The organism is Pseudomonas sp. NPDC086112 (genome assembly GCF_044746425.1).
Lineage (GTDB): Bacteria > Pseudomonadota > Gammaproteobacteria > Pseudomonadales > Pseudomonadaceae > Aquipseudomonas.
Window position 1 is genome coordinate 14,925 of sequence record NZ_JBIVCD010000036.1, and the last position, 14,142, is coordinate 29,066.

General features: G+C 59.1%; 11 protein-coding genes, 2 tRNA genes and 1 pseudogene. 4 read left to right on the forward strand and 10 right to left on the reverse strand.

What is annotated here, in order from left to right; all coding sequences use genetic code 11:
• Window positions 1-167 precede the first annotated feature (167 nt).
• A pseudogene (locus tag ACIPLA_RS21725) lies at window positions 168-495 on the reverse strand (DUF3077 domain-containing protein).
• 524 nt (window positions 496-1,019) lie between these two features.
• Here ACIPLA_RS21725 and ACIPLA_RS21730 point away from each other — a divergent pair.
• Window positions 1,020-1,310: a Phd-YefM gene (locus ACIPLA_RS21730; RefSeq protein WP_007904631.1), complete on the forward strand. Its 291-nt coding sequence runs from the start codon at window positions 1,020-1,022 to the stop codon at window positions 1,308-1,310.
• Window positions 1,311-1,321: 11 nt separating this feature from the next.
• A complete protein-coding gene (locus tag ACIPLA_RS21735; protein WP_218398386.1) occupies window positions 1,322-1,609 on the forward strand; it encodes a type II toxin-antitoxin system RelE/ParE family toxin in 288 nt (95 codons plus the stop codon).
• 248 nt (window positions 1,610-1,857) lie between these two features.
• Here ACIPLA_RS21735 and ACIPLA_RS21740 read toward each other — a convergent pair whose 3' ends face one another.
• From ACIPLA_RS21740 to ACIPLA_RS21755, 4 genes are all read right to left on the reverse strand, one after another.
• On the reverse strand, window positions 1,858-3,153 hold the full coding sequence (locus tag ACIPLA_RS21740) for an AcvB/VirJ family lysyl-phosphatidylglycerol hydrolase (RefSeq protein WP_401175823.1): 1,296 nt from the start codon (window positions 3,151-3,153) through the stop codon (window positions 1,858-1,860).
• Complete coding sequence (mprF, locus tag ACIPLA_RS21745) at window positions 3,153-5,795, reverse strand: bifunctional lysylphosphatidylglycerol flippase/synthetase MprF (protein WP_401175826.1); 2,643 nt, start codon at window positions 5,793-5,795, stop codon at window positions 3,153-3,155. Before mprF ends, ACIPLA_RS21740 begins: the two co-directional genes overlap by 1 nt.
• 277 nt (window positions 5,796-6,072) lie before the next feature.
• Window positions 6,073-6,149 (reverse strand) — tRNA-Met (locus ACIPLA_RS21750).
• 221 nt (window positions 6,150-6,370) lie between these two features.
• Window positions 6,371-6,447, reverse strand: a tRNA-Met gene (locus ACIPLA_RS21755).
• A gap of 299 nt (window positions 6,448-6,746) precedes the next feature.
• On the opposite strand from ACIPLA_RS21755, the gene dinB reads away from it, so the two are divergent.
• The gene (gene dinB, locus ACIPLA_RS21760) at window positions 6,747-7,808 is read left to right on the forward strand and encodes a DNA polymerase IV (RefSeq protein WP_123499332.1); all 1,062 of its coding nucleotides are present in this window, start codon (window positions 6,747-6,749) and stop codon (window positions 7,806-7,808) included.
• A 113-nt stretch (window positions 7,809-7,921) separates the two neighbouring features.
• Here dinB and ACIPLA_RS21765 read toward each other — a convergent pair whose 3' ends face one another.
• The 4 genes from ACIPLA_RS21765 to ACIPLA_RS21780 form a co-directional block, all read right to left on the reverse strand.
• Window positions 7,922-8,875, reverse strand: a complete 954-nt coding sequence (locus ACIPLA_RS21765) for a hypothetical protein (protein WP_218398380.1) — start codon at window positions 8,873-8,875, stop codon at window positions 7,922-7,924.
• 17 nt (window positions 8,876-8,892) lie between these two features.
• Entirely contained in the window at window positions 8,893-10,608 is a 1,716-nt protein-coding gene (locus ACIPLA_RS21770; protein ID WP_401175830.1) for a proline--tRNA ligase, read from the reverse strand.
• A gap of 141 nt (window positions 10,609-10,749) precedes the next feature.
• Window positions 10,750-12,309 carry an AmpG family muropeptide MFS transporter gene (locus ACIPLA_RS21775; protein ID WP_192344261.1) on the reverse strand — a complete coding sequence of 520 codons (1,560 nt, stop codon included), beginning with the start codon at window positions 12,307-12,309 and terminating at the stop codon, window positions 10,750-10,752.
• A 44-nt stretch (window positions 12,310-12,353) separates the two neighbouring features.
• Window positions 12,354-12,707 (reverse strand): MGMT family protein, encoded by a 354-nt coding sequence (locus ACIPLA_RS21780; RefSeq protein ID WP_007940587.1) that lies wholly within the window; start codon window positions 12,705-12,707, stop codon window positions 12,354-12,356.
• Between the two features lie 167 nt (window positions 12,708-12,874).
• Between ACIPLA_RS21780 and ACIPLA_RS21785 the strand changes: the two genes are divergently transcribed.
• Window positions 12,875-13,882, forward strand: a complete 1,008-nt coding sequence (locus ACIPLA_RS21785; RefSeq protein WP_401175834.1) for a DUF481 domain-containing protein — start codon at window positions 12,875-12,877, stop codon at window positions 13,880-13,882.
• A 166-nt stretch (window positions 13,883-14,048) separates the two neighbouring features.
• Here ACIPLA_RS21785 and ACIPLA_RS21790 read toward each other — a convergent pair.
• Window positions 14,049-14,142 (reverse strand): cold-shock protein (locus ACIPLA_RS21790; protein ID WP_147469748.1); only part of this gene is annotated, 94 nt, incomplete at its 5' end.

A 14,142-nucleotide genomic window follows, 5' to 3' on the forward strand; every position in this document is an offset into this window, starting at 1 on the left:
TTGCCAGGAAGGTAGCGGGGGCTTTTTTGTGTCTGGCACTTGATCCGAACCTACGAAAATCCCTGTGGGAGCGGGCTTGCACCGCGATAGCTGTATGTCTGTCACATCAATGCCGGATCTGCCACCGTCATCGCGGGCAAGCCCGCTCCCACAGGGGATTTGAGCCTTTACTGGCTTCCAGGCAGCTCTTCTTCAGATTCAGCCTTCGTCCGGGCAGGTCGCGGGGTCAGTACCTTCACCACATCATCAATCACGGCCTTGGACATAGCCGTCAAATAATGCGCGGCCCAGGCGTGGCGGTCGGTGTCTTTTATGTAGGCCGCATCCTCGGCAAACGATTTGGCGAGGAACAGCAGGTCGGAGGCTTGCGACAAGGCATCAACGATGGGGACACCGGCGCGGACGTTGAACAACGCCTGATCGGAGCAGTAGATGAGTGGCGTGAAGCCGATGGTTTTCAGTTCTGAGGGGGGCGGGCGAATCTGTTTTGCTCATGTCTAACTCCTTAACCCGAGGGAGCGGCCACGTTCGTTTCCAAGCGAATGGGTGGCAGCTGTGCGCAGGTTGGAAAACCGGGAGCTAAGGAACCGGCACGCCCGAAGGCGTCCCACGCACAGCCGCCATAACAGGATCGCAGCTGTAAAAACCGCTGCCGTACTGATGGGGGGCGCTGTTGCACTTAACTCGACGGGTTTCCAAGCCCGATCGCTGAATGGTCAGCGACGTCCGGAGAGTATCCCGTCGAAGAAAAACGCAACAAGGCGGCAAAGTGCCCAAAAAGGACGATTCGGAGTTTGCCTACAAGGTCTGCGGACGTCATCTGATATTGCGAAACCTTAAGTAAACGAAACTAAACGTGGCGAAAGAATTCACAAGTCGTTCGGCTCATTTTTTGTAGACATGGAAAAACGCAGGTTGGTAGATTCGCGTTTTTTGCAGCTTGCTGTATGTGGAATTCGACGCGATACTCTGCGTAGAACTGTGTGTTCAAATTTGCATGAGTGTGTAGAGAGGTGAGTATGACGGCATTACTGGAGCGTGCTGACCAAGCGATTTCGGTGACGGCAATGGTCAGGGGGTTCAGCGCGAGGCTAAAAGAGATTTCCAGCCGAGCCACTGAGCGGCTGGTCATTTTCAAAGACAATCAGCCGGCAGCGGTCATTATCAATGTCGATGCGTATCAGGAAATGCTCGACGAGCTTGAGGACCTTCGGGTTGAAGCAGCGGCTCGGGAACGATTGATAGGTTTTGATCAGGCCAAGGCCGTCAGCCACGACGATATGCGGGCGCGGTACGCCAGGAAAGACTAAAGGAGCTGTGGATGGTTTGGGGCGTTATCTATCATCCGCAGGTTCAGAAGGATCTGGATCTGCTGGGAGCTGTGGCGGCGAATCGCATTCTTGATGTTATCGAAGAGCGGATTATCAACGGCGAGCCGGACAAGAGCGGCAAGCCCCTAAGAGCCAGTCTTGCAGGTTGCAGACGGATCCGCACAGGTGACACGCGGATTGTTTATCGAGTCGATGGACAGGCGATCCAGGTTTTGATCGTCGCCGTCGGTGCGCGACGTGATGAAGAGGTTTACGACGCGGCAGAGCGCCGTCTCTAATTAAAAAGCCCTGCCGCCTTGCGGCAGCGTGGGCTTCTTTGTAGCCATTTATCTGAGTGCAGCGCAGATCCTGTGGGAGCGGGCTTGCCCGCGATGGCGGCGGCAGATCCGATATTGATGTGACAGACATACCGCTATCGCGGGCAAGCCCGCTCCCACAGGGATCTATGGTGTGTAGTTGAGCAGGTAAATATGAAAAGCCCCCTCACCTTAGGGCTGCGGGGGCTTTTTTGTGAGCGCGGCTCAGATCACTCTTGAGCGGCCGTCTCCTTCGCTTGACGCTTCTCGATAGCATCCACCAACCGCTGGGCCAAAGCCGGGTAATTCTCGTCGAAGTGATGGCCTCCAGGCAGTTTCATCGCTTCGCCCACGGCGGTCTTGTCGGTGCAGCCGCTCTCGTCGACTTCTTCTTCACCATAGATGCACACCACTTTCGCGGCGGGTAGCTTGGCCATTTCCGGGCCGGTGGCGGCTTCTTTGCCGGCGTTGCCGAGCCAGCCTTCGACTTCGATCTCGAAGCTGCCGGTGCGGGCGAAGGCCAGCAGGATGATTGCGTCGATCCGCTGCTGCTCCGCTTCCGGCAAGCGGTTGTAGATGGCGGGCAGTACGTCGGCGCCGAATGAGTAACCGGTCAGGATGAAGCGCTTGGTGCCCCATTTCTGCCGGTAGTGCTGCATCAGTTCGGTCAGGTCCAACGCGCTTTGCTCAGGGCTCTTGTGCTGCCAGTAGTAGCGCAGGGTGTCGATGCCGACCACCGGGTAGCCGATCTTGGCCATCTCGCCGGCTACATCACGGTCCAGATCGCGCCAGCCGCCGTCGCCGGAAAGGAACAGGGTAACGGTGTCCTTGGCTTGACCGGCCGGGACTTCGACCACCGGGATCTGCAGGCCACCAGCAGCTTTATCGCCGCCGACGAGGATTTTGCGCAGTTCGTTGTTCAGCACTTGCGGCAGGTTGATGTCGTAGTCGCTGATGCTGGTTTCGGCGTTGGGCTGGTCACGCACGAAGCCGGCGCTGGTGTCGTCCGGGTTGTCGTTCCAGGCCACCAGCCAGTGGCCGTGGGTGGCGCTTTTCGGCAGCAGGTGAGTGCAGCCGGGTTTTTCCAGCGCCAGGTCAACCGAAATGGCTTGGGCCTTGTCGTCCTTCTGCTCGGCCAGCCAGCGCCACGCCAGCACGGCGCCAGGGCCGATGCCGCTGACCAGGGTTGCCGGGCCTTTGAGTTGCCTGAGGCCGGCTTGCAGGGCGCGACCTTGCAGGATGCAGTCCTTGGGCAGGATCACCTGGACGATCTGCGCCGAGCCGCTGCGGCTCAGGGTCAGCAATTGTTTGTCGCTGAGCTTCTGCTCTTCATTGACCGCCACCAGCACCTGGGCGCGCGGCGTGTTGCCGGGGATGACGCGGGTCATCGCGGCGCCATCGGCCGGCGCCAGCAGTTCGAGGGTCGGTTCTGGCGCCGGGCGTTTCAGGTACCAGTAACCGCCACCGACCATCAGGGCCAGCACTACCAGTGTGGCCAGTACGTACCGCAGGGAGCGTTGAATCATCAGCGTTTCACCAATCCAGTCAAGCCGCCTGCTATCAGGGCGGCAGTGTCGGCCAGGGCAACCAGCGGATCGAGTCCGGCGGGCACGGCCATATAACGGGGTTCCCAGTCGGGCTGGAACTTGTCTTTGAAGCGGCGCAAACCTTGGAAGTTGTACAGCTGCTCACCACGGCGGAATACCATCGAGCCCAAGCGCTGGGTCAGTGGTGCGCCGCGCCGGGGTTGCAATCCCGACAACGGCACCATGCCCAGGCTGAAGCGCGCGTATCCATGATTTTTATAATGTTGAATCAGGCCGACCATCATGAACTCCATGGTCAGCTTGGGGGCGTCGGGGTGCGCGCGCATCAGGTCGAGGCTGGCCAGTTCATGGCCGTAGGTCTCGAGCAGGTTGGCGAACGCCACCGGGCGCCCTTCGAAACGAATCACCGCGACACGGAAGTGCTTGAGGTAATCATCACTGAAACGCCCGAGCGAGAAGCCTTTCTCGCGCACGTTCTTGCCGGTCAGCCAGGCGTCCGAAATCACCTTGAGCTCATCCATCGGCGCTTGCCCCGGCTCATGGATCTCCAGTGACAGGCCGTCACGGGTGCCGCGGTTCCAGGTGTAGCGCAGGTCCTTCATCTCTTTGCCTTTGGCCTCGAGATCGAAACGCTTGAGGTCAACCCGGGCTTCTTCGCCGAGCTTGATCGCGGTCAGGCCGATGTCCATGTAGTACGGCAAATTCTCCGCGCGCACTTGATAGAACACAGGGCGGGCGTGGTGGATATCGCAGAGGTCGCGGAACTGCCAGATCATTTCCGCCCGTTGCTGGCTCGGGCCGATAGGGTCATACAACGCCACCAGGCTGCGGCCACGGCGGGCGTACATCAGAAACGCCTCGTCGTTGGGGTGAAACAGCAGCGCCTTGTCACCGGTCAGGGCCAGGCCGCCATCCGGTTGGGCCGAGGCCATGAGAATCTTTACCGCGCGGTCCAGTTCATCGGGCGTTGGCAGATGGATCACCGGGCGTGCAGTGCGCAGCAGCCAGGTCAGGGACACCACCACCAGCAGGACCGCGGCGCCAAGCAACGAGCGCAAGCCACGCGGGGCATCGGCGTCGAGGGTGAACTGCCACCAGAGTTGATGGCTATAGGGAACGTCCTGATAGGCGAACAGCAGCAACCAGATCGATGCGCCGAGTACGCAGAGGCTGGCCACCAGATACAGCGGCGAAAACGGCACTTCGGTCAGGCGACTGGGGCGATAGAACGAGCGCCGGAAAACCCCCAGCAAACTCGCCGTCAGGGTCATCAGGCAAGCCTCTTCCCAGTCGAACCCTTTAAGCAGAGAGAGCAGGGCGCCGACCAACAACAGAATGGTGGTCAGCATCCATGCGGCTGACAGGCGGCGACGCAGCCCCTGAGCCAGCAGCAGGCAGAGCACGCCCACCAGGCTGGCGCCGAAGTGCGAAGCGTCGACCAGTCGATGTGGTATCAGAAAACCGATGTGTTCAAGGCGGGTATCGATCTCCGGCGTCACGCCGGAAAACAGCAGCACCACGCCGGACAGGAACACCAGCACCGCCAGAATCGGTGCGGCCATGCCAGATGCAGCACGCAACGACTGGCGCGTCTGAAACAGGCGCTGGCCTTCGTTGATCAGCAGCAGTACGCAAGCCACCAGCAGCGGCAACACCACGTAGATCAGACGGTAGAGCAGCAGGGCGGCGGCCAGTGGTGCGGCGCCGAGTTTGTCGGCGAAGGCGGCGAGCAAAATCGCTTCGAACACCCCGACACCACCCGGTACATGGCTGAGCACGCCAGCGGCCAGGGCCAATAGATAGACCAGCAGGAACGCACCGAAGGGCGGCGCTTCCGGCAGCAACAGATAAAGCACGGCCGCGGCGGCGGCCACGTCCAGGGCGGTGATGACCAATTGCAGGAACGTCAGGCGGCGACCCGGCAGGCGCAAGGTGCGGCGACCGACCTTGACCAGCAGGTTGTCGGGATAAGGCTGTTCCGGCAAGCGGCGGCGATAGATGCCGATGGCCAGTACTGTTGAGAGCAGCAGCACGGCCACTGCAATCGCACCCAGCAACGTCTCGGAGAAACCCAGGGCCACGGAGGCGGCGGGCAGGTTGCTGAGAGTGGCGAGGGCGGCCAGGGGCGGCAGGGCGCAGCCGAGCGAGAGGCTGGCAAACAAGGTCATGTGCGCGACTTCCGAAGCCCCCACACCATGACGTGCATATAAACGGTAGCGAACCGAGCCGCCTGACAGCAGCGACAGGCCGATAGCATTGCCAATGGCAAATGCGGTGAAGCCGCCCAATGCCAATATTCGCGGCGCCAACGTCACGCCGGCATAACGGCTGGCCGACCATTCGTAACCCAGCAGAATGATGAAGCCGATGACGGTCGCGCCGAGCGCGCCCAGCAAGGCCGGTTTCGGCACTTCCAGAATCGAGTCGTGCAGCGCGTACAGATCGAGTTCGCTCAGCAGGTGACGACAGGCAATCAGCGCAATGGCGAACAAAAGCAAAGTGACTGCCAGCCCGATGGGCTGACGGTATTTGCTGATTCGATCAAGCAAGCGTAAACGCTCGGCTTTGATCGGTTGTGTCGCTGTGACGGTGTCTTGTGAATCAGACGAGTTGGCGCGCATCAATCACCTCTTGGATTGTGCGCGACAGGATGGAGGTATCCAGCCAAGTTACCAATCCCTGTGGAAAAAAATAATCACAAATATTAACGCCTCTCACCAGATGTGGGCGATGGCGCGTTATCAGTCGTAGAGGGTTCTGCCTGTGGTTCAGCCTGGACTGAAGTCACAGTCCGGCGATCCCGAACGGCTCACTGCACAGTGACAGATCATTGTTGCGAAAGGACTTTTTCAACAGATACAAAAAAGGCCACTCTTTCGAGTAGCCTTTTTTGATGTTTGGTTGCGGGAGCCGGATTTGAACCGACGACCTTCGGGTTATGAGCCCGACGAGCTACCAGACTGCTCCATCCCGCGTCTGTGTGGCGGCATTCTACAGGCGAACGCCGGAGTGTCAACCGTTAATCCCAGTATGGCTCAAATAAGTTTAAAACGACGGCGAATGGTCGAAGGGGAGACCTAAGTTTCGGAATCAGAACGATTTCTTGTTTCTGTGCGGTAAGGCATAGACCGCTGATTTTTTATAAAACAGGCACGCACAAAAAAGGCCACTCTTTCGAGTAGCCTTTTTTGATGTTTGGTTGCGGGAGCCGGATTTGAACCGACGACCTTCGGGTTATGAGCCCGACGAGCTACCAGACTGCTCCATCCCGCGTCTGTGTGTCGGCATTCTACAGCGGATCGCAGGGCTGTCAACCTTCAATCTCGATAAAACCTGTTCCTGTTCAAGCGCTTAGGTGAAACAAGGAGCTGCTGATCGGCCTGAAAGGCAGGCAGGGCAAGGGTTGTGGCTCTATTGAGGGGGCTCTTTCGATTGAGAAAATAAATCTCCGGTGCTTTTCCTACAAAGGAAAAAGAACATTCAGAGTACTGGTGCTATATACAGGTGTCAGTGAGATACTGCCGATATGACTCACCCACACCTCATTTCTTCGCCATGAACACTGCTTTTATATGACGCAGCGAAAAATCATCCACGTCGATTGTGATTGTTTCTACGCCGCTATCGAGATGCGTGACGACCCGCGCCTGGCCGGTAAGCCATTGGCGGTGGGCGGCTCGGCGGATCGACGGGGGGTGATTGCCACCTGTAACTATGAAGCGCGGGCTTATGGCGTTCGCTCGGCCATGTCTTCCGGACATGCCTTGAAACTCTGTCCGGACCTGACCATCGTCAAGCCGCGCATGGAGGCCTATCGAGAAGCATCGAAGGAAATTCATACGATCTTTCGCGATTACACCGACCTGATCGAGCCGCTTTCCCTGGATGAGGCCTACCTCGACGTGTCGGACAGCGCGCATTTTGGCGGCAGCGCCACGCGAATCGCCCAGGACATTCGCCGCCGTGTCTCCAATCAGTTGCACATCACCGTGTCGGCCGGCGTGGCGCCGAACAAGTTTCTCGCCAAGATCGCCAGTGACTGGAAGAAGCCTAACGGTTTGTTCGTGATCACGCCGGATCAGGTGGAAGACTTTGTCAGTGGTTTGCCAGTGAGCAAGCTGCACGGTGTCGGCAAAGTGACCGCCGACAAACTCGGCAGGCTCGGCATCGTCGATTGCTCGCATTTGCGCGAATGGGACAAGTTGGCGCTGGTGCGCGAATTCGGCAGCTTCGGCGAGCGGCTCTGGAGCCTGGCCCGGGGGATCGATGAGCGGTTGGTGCATAACGACAGTCGGCGGCAATCGATCAGCGTCGAAAATACCTACGACACGGATCTGCCGGATCTGGTGAGTTGTCTGGATAAATTGCCCGAGTTGCTGGACTCCCTGAATGGCCGTATGGCACGGATCGATAGCAGCTATCGCCCGGGCAAGCCGTTCGTCAAAGTGAAATTTCATGACTTTACCCAGACTACTTTGGAGCAGGCCGGGGCCGGGCGGGATCTGGGGAGTTATCAGTTGCTGCTGACCCAGGCCTTTAACCGTGGTGGGAAACCGGTGCGGTTGTTGGGGGTTGGGGTGAGGCTGGAGGATTTGCGGGGCGGGTTTGAGCAGATGGAGTTGTTTGAGCGGTAGGGGCAGGTTTTTGTGCGGTGGTGTATGCAATGATGCCTTCGCGGGCAAGCCTCGCTCCTACAGGTATTGCGTAATCCTTGTAGGAGCGAGGCTTGCCCGCGAAGCTTTTGGCCTTAATTCGGCCCCGGATCCGCCACCAGTCGCCCGGCATCCTTGGTCAATGACTTGAGGAATTCGGTCTGCAACTCGGGATCGTTGCGGGTCAGTTCGATCAGGCTCTGTTCCAGTTCACTGGCTTCTTCTTCCAGACCCAGTTCCGACAGGCGTTTGACCCGGTATACCCACTGGCTCACTTCGTCGTCTTCGAGGTCGTCGTAAATCAACCCATGCGCTTCGAGCAGCTTGCCGCGCAAGTTGCTGCTGATCGCCAGGGACGAGTCGGTATGCACATCGTCCTTGTTGTCCTCGACACTGATCTGCAGCTTGCCCAGATGATTGAGCTCATGTTCGGCGAACGGGCTGTCCAGCAGGTTCAGGCGCAACACGCCGTTACGGTCGGTGGTCAGTTCGAAGGTGTTCTTGCCCGCCTTGACCTGCACCGGGCGCTCGCTCCACGGCAGGCTCGAGTATTCCGTGCGCTTGTCGCGCTGGACTTCGTCGATACCCGCCAGGTTCTGTTGCGCCCGGCCATGGGACTGCGCGTTCATGAACGGGTTGAGCCCGGCGAAACCATAGCTGAGCCAGTCCTTCGTCACACTGTCCGGCAGATTGCCAAGGGCGAACACGTTGACCACGTTCGCACCGACACCGGCCACCACGGCCACCGCGCCCAGCGGGATCTCATAGACCTCCCTCCAGGGTTGGTAAGGTGTATAGCGATCATAGCGGCGCGTGACTTCGAACTCGGTGACTTCGAAAGTCTTCTGCTCGTGGATTTTCACCCGACGTTGTGGCAGCTCAAGCACCTTGGGCTCGCCGACATCGATCTGCAGGCTGTGGTCGAGCAATTTGCGCTCGACCCGTTCCTCGTGCTCGCTGCGTTGTGACATCTGATTGGCACAGCCGCTGACCAGCAGGGCGCCGCACAGGGCGGCGCCACCGAGGCCTAAGGTGTTTCGCTTGAACATGACGTCTCTATCTGGTGTCAGCGGCGGATACGGGCCTGGAGGAAAGACAGCACGTCAGCGACCGGCAGCGCTTGCGCCTCGGCCTCTGTGCGGCTCTTGTATTCCAGATTGCCGTCGGCGAGGCCGCGGTCACTGACCACGATCCGGTGTGGAATGCCGATCAGCTCCATGTCCGCGAACTTGATGCCCGGGCTGGTTTTCTTGTCGCGGTCGTCCAGCAGCACGTCGAAGCCGGCGGCAGTCAGTTCTGCGTAAAGCTTGTCGGTGGCTTCACGAACCTGTTCGGTTTCGTAGCGCAGCGGAACCAGGGCAACCTGGAACGGAGCCAGAGCGTCGCTCCAGATAATCCCGTTCTCGTCGTTGTTCTGTTCGATGGCAGCCGCCACTACACGAGATACGCCAATGCCATAGCAGCCCATTTCCAGGGTGACCGGCTTGCCGTTCTCGCCCAGCACTTCGCACTTCATCGCTTTGCTGTACTTGTTGCCCAGCTGGAAGATGTGCCCGACTTCGATGCCGCGCTTGATTTCCAGGGTGCCTTTGCCGTCAGGGCTCGGATCACCGGCCACGACATTGCGCAGGTCGGCAACGGTCGGAACCGGCAGATCACGTTCCCAGTTCACGCCGAAGTAGTGCTTGTCGTCGATGTTGGCACCGATGCCGAAGTCGCTCATCAGCTCGACGGAACGGTCGATGATGATCGGCAGTGGCAGGTTCAACGGGCCAAGAGAACCGGCGCCGGCGCCAATGGCGTCGCGCAGTTCGGCTTCGGAAGCCATGACCAGCGGGCTGGCAACGCCAGGCTGGTTGGCGGCCTTGATTTCGTTCAGCTCGTGATCGCCACGAATGATCAGGGCAATCAGTTTGCCTTTCTCTTCAGCGTGCACCACCAGGGTCTTGATGGTTTTTTCGATCGGCAGATTGAAGCCTTCGACCAGTTGCGCAATGGTCTTGGCGTTCGGCGTGTCGACCAGGCGCAGTTCTTCGGTAGGCGCGGCACGAGAGGTTTCGCGCGGTACGGCTTCGGCCTTTTCGATGTTCGCTGCGTAGTCGGAACCGTTGCTGAAGACGATGTCGTCTTCGCCGGATTCGGCCAGCACGTGGAACTCGTGGGAGCCGGCACCACCGATCGAGCCGTTGTCGGCTTCAACCGGGCGGAACTTCAGGCCCAGACGGGTGAACACGTTGCAGTACGCCTGGTGCATGCGGTCGTAGGTGATCTGCAGCGAAGGCTGATCAGCGTGGAACGAATAGGCGTCCTTCATGATGAATTCGCGGCCGCGCATCAAACCAAAGCGTGGACGGATTTCGTCACGGAATTTGGTCTGGATCTGATACAGGTTGATCGGCAGCTGTTTATAGCTGCTCAGCTCGTTGCGCATCAGGTCGGTGATGACTTCTTCGTGAGTCGGGCCGGCACAGAAGTCGCGACCGTGGCGATCCTTGAAGCGCAGCAATTCCGGGCCGTATTCTTCCCAGCGACCGGATTCCTGCCACAGTTCAGCCGGTTGAGTGCTCGGCATCAACACTTCGAGAGAGCCAGCGGCGTTCATTTCTTCACGCACGATGGCTTCAACCTTGCGCATCACTCGCAAGCCCATGGGCAGCCAGGTGTACAGGCCCGAGGCGAGTTTGCGGATCATGCCGGCGCGCAGCATCAGCTGATGGCTGATGACGACCGCGTCGGAAGGCGTTTCTTTCTGTGTGGCGAGCAAAAATTGACTGGTGCGCATGGTTGGCCGTTGTCGGTTGCTGATGACGAGAAATGACGGAACATTGTACGGGCGAGATCAGCTGGCGTACAGGAGTGCGGCCGGCGGTGTCGCAGAGGGCGAGAATCTGCCCGCCCTCTGCGACACTTCTGGCTTAAGTGCCTACGATTCTTCCGCGACCTGGGACTGCACCGGTTCCGGCGTCGGTGTCGGACCCGCGCGGCGGTTTTCCTGGAACCAGTGCAGCGCGATCAACAGGAGAGTCGGAACGCCCAGCAGGGCGGTGATCAGGAAGAAGTTGTGATAGCCGAATTTTTCCACCATGACCCCTGAGTAGCCGCCGATGAGGCGGGGCAGCAGGAGCATGATCGAGCTGAGCAGGGCGTACTGGGTGGCGGAGAACTTGAGATTGGTCAGGCTCGACAGGTAAGCGACAAATGCCGAAGTCGCCAGCCCCGAGCTGAAGTTATCCAGTGAAATAGTGACAATCAGCATCTGCAGATTGGCACCCATATCCGTGAGCATCAGGAACAGCAGGTTGGTACCGGCCGATGCAACGCCGCCAATGAACAGGATAGGCAGGATGCCGAAGCGCACGATCAGCAGGCCGCCCATGCCGGCACCGACCAGCGTCATGATCAGGCCGAATATCTTGCTGACGCTGGCAATCTGATCCTTGGTGAACCCCTGGTCGATGTAGAACACGTTGGCCATCACGCCCATGACCGTATCGGACATCCGATAGGTGGCGATCAGCCCGAGCAGCAGCAGGGCTTGCCAGCGGTAACGCAGGATGAAGTCATTGACGGGTGTCAGCACCGGGGCCAAGCCACGGCGGCCCATGGCCGACAAGCACAGGCCGGTAAGCGTGATATAGAGAATCGCCCGCAGGAACGCACGGTCTTCGAGCAGCAGGTCCAGTACGCTGACGCCGTTGAACAGTACGCTGGCGAAGTCAGTGTTGTAGAGCTGGGTGAACATGGCCGGTACGGACACCAGCAGCACGATCAGCACGAACACCGACGCCAATTGGTGCACAAAGCTGTAGCGCCCGGCCTGTAATTGAGTACGCAGAGGCACCGGTGGTTCGCGCATGAACAGGGTGGTCAGCAGCGCCGGGACCATCAAGACGCCGAACAGCACGTAGGTGCCGGTCCACGCCGCATGCTTATAGTTGAAGCCAGTGGAGCCGAAGCCTTCGGCGAAGAACAGTGCGCCGGCCGTCGCCAGCAGGGCCGCGACCCGATAACCGGCCATGTAACTGGCCGCCAGCGCGGCTTGGCGGGTTTCGTCGGCGATTTCCAGGCGATAAGCGTCGACGGCGATGTCTTGCGTCGCCGAGGCGAAGGCGACGACCACGGCGATCGCGATCAACCAGGACAGGTGCTTTTGCGGGTCGCAGAATCCCATGCCGATCAGGCCAAGGATGACGAGTGCCTGGGCCAGTACCAGCCAGGAGCGTCGTCGACCAAGCTTGCCCAGAAGTGGCAGGCGCCATTGGTCGAGCAGCGGGGACCAGACCCATTTAAAGGCGTAGGCCAGGCCGATCAGGCTTGCATAGCCGATGGTTTCGCGGGCAACACCGGCCTCGCGCAGCCAGACTGAAAGCGTCGAAAACACCAGCATGTAGGGCAAGCCGGCGGCGAAACCAAGCAGCAACAGCACGAGCGTCGAGGGGCTGGCATAGGCGGCGAGCGCGGCGCGCCAGGTTTTACGGGGCATGGGCTGGAGTCTGCCTCAAGGATTACGGAAACAAAGCGCGCACTCTAACCGCTGTGCTCTACCGGGCGCCACCCATGGCGCTGAATATCAACACGATTGTTCAGGACACTGATGCCTTCCATGCGCAATCGGGCCCGTTGTTCATCCCCCGAAGGGCTGCCCACAGGCAGGCTGATCCGACCGCCGGCACCCAGTACCCGGTGCCAGGGAAGTTTGGTGTCACCGGGCAATTGGCTCAGTGTTCGCCCGACCCAGCGGGCAGCACGACCCAGTCCGGCTAGCTCGGCGAGCTGGCCGTAACTCACGACTTTGCCCTCAGGCACTTGCGCCAGGGTCAGGTAGAGCGCCGTGCGTCGGATTTGCGCTGCGCTTTCGGTTTCAGCGGTTGAGTCGGTCACGTCCCGGGCTTCCTGAAAAAATGCGCATTTGACCGTCTGTAGAGTAAATCCAGGATCGCCGATTGAGAAATGAACTCAATAGAAAAAGTCGGGTCAGTCCTTGTCATGGCCTTATTCGTAAGGATAATGCCGACTTTTTTTCGCAAAGTTGAGCCTTCGATTCGCTTATGTTGTCCAGAACCTTGCTGTGCCTCGCTGTCGTCAGTGCTTCCGCTCCCTTGCTCGCCGATACCGTCTGGTTGAAGAACGGTGACAAACTGAGCGGCAAAATCACCGTATTCGATGGTGGCAAGCTGCTGATTCAGACCGAGTACGCGGGCGCGGTTCCGATCGACTGGAATCAGGTCAAAACCCTGGAAAGCGATCAGCAACTGCTGGTCAAACAGGATGCCTACACCGGTGAGAAGGCCAAGTCGCTGCACGCGGCAGAGGACGGCAAAGTCACCCTGGCCAACGGCGATGGTCCCAAGACCGTGGAGCTGGCCAGTATCCAGCAGATGCTCAAGCCTAAACCGGTGGTTGAGGATCTGGTCTGGAAGGGGCATGTCGATATGGCGCTGGATTACCAGCGTGCCGAAAAAGACACGGATGATTATGACGTCGACTTCAAGACCAGTGCGCGCCATGGCAGATGGCGACACACGGCAGAAGGCGAGTACAACCGCGAATTCCAGGATGACGTGGTCACCACGGATAATTGGCGGGGTGAGTACGCCCTCGACCGTTTTCTTACCGAGAAATGGTTCTGGCAAGGTCGTTTGAACTATAAGCGCGACAAGGTCGAAGAGCTCGCCCGTCAGCGCACCATCGGTACCGGCCCCGGTTATCAATTCTGGGATAACGAGCTGGGCGCTTTCTCCTTGGGCTCGCTGCTGAACAACACGGACTATGAATATTCCAACGGCAACAAGGAAAACTTCTACTCCCTGGCGATGAAGTGGGACTACAACCGTTATCTGGTCGGCAAGAAGGTCGAATTCTTCACCAATGGCGAGGTCGGCAAGCCGCTGTCGGGCGTGGCGGATTACGCCCTCGATGCCGAGGTCGGCCTGCGCTACAAAGTCACCGATTGGGCGTCGCTGAACCTGAAGGCCGAGAAAGACATCATCAGCGGTAGCGAAGAGGCCGACCTGAGCAAGACTCGATACACCGCAGGGTTTGGCGTGACCTGGTAACACGCTGAAAGATCAAAAGATCGCAGCCTTCGGCAGCTCCTACACAGGATTGAGGTACGTCCTGTAGGAGTTGTCGAAGGCTGCGATCTTTTTTGCCATGCAAAACACACAGGCACAAAAAAGCCCCGCTTTTGAGGGCGGGGCTTTTTACTAAAGCAAGTACAAGTTAGATAACTTGAACTTCTTCAGCTTGCATGCCTTTCTGACCGCGGGTAGCGATGAAAGAAACCTGTTGGCCTTCTTTCAGGCTTTTGAAGCCG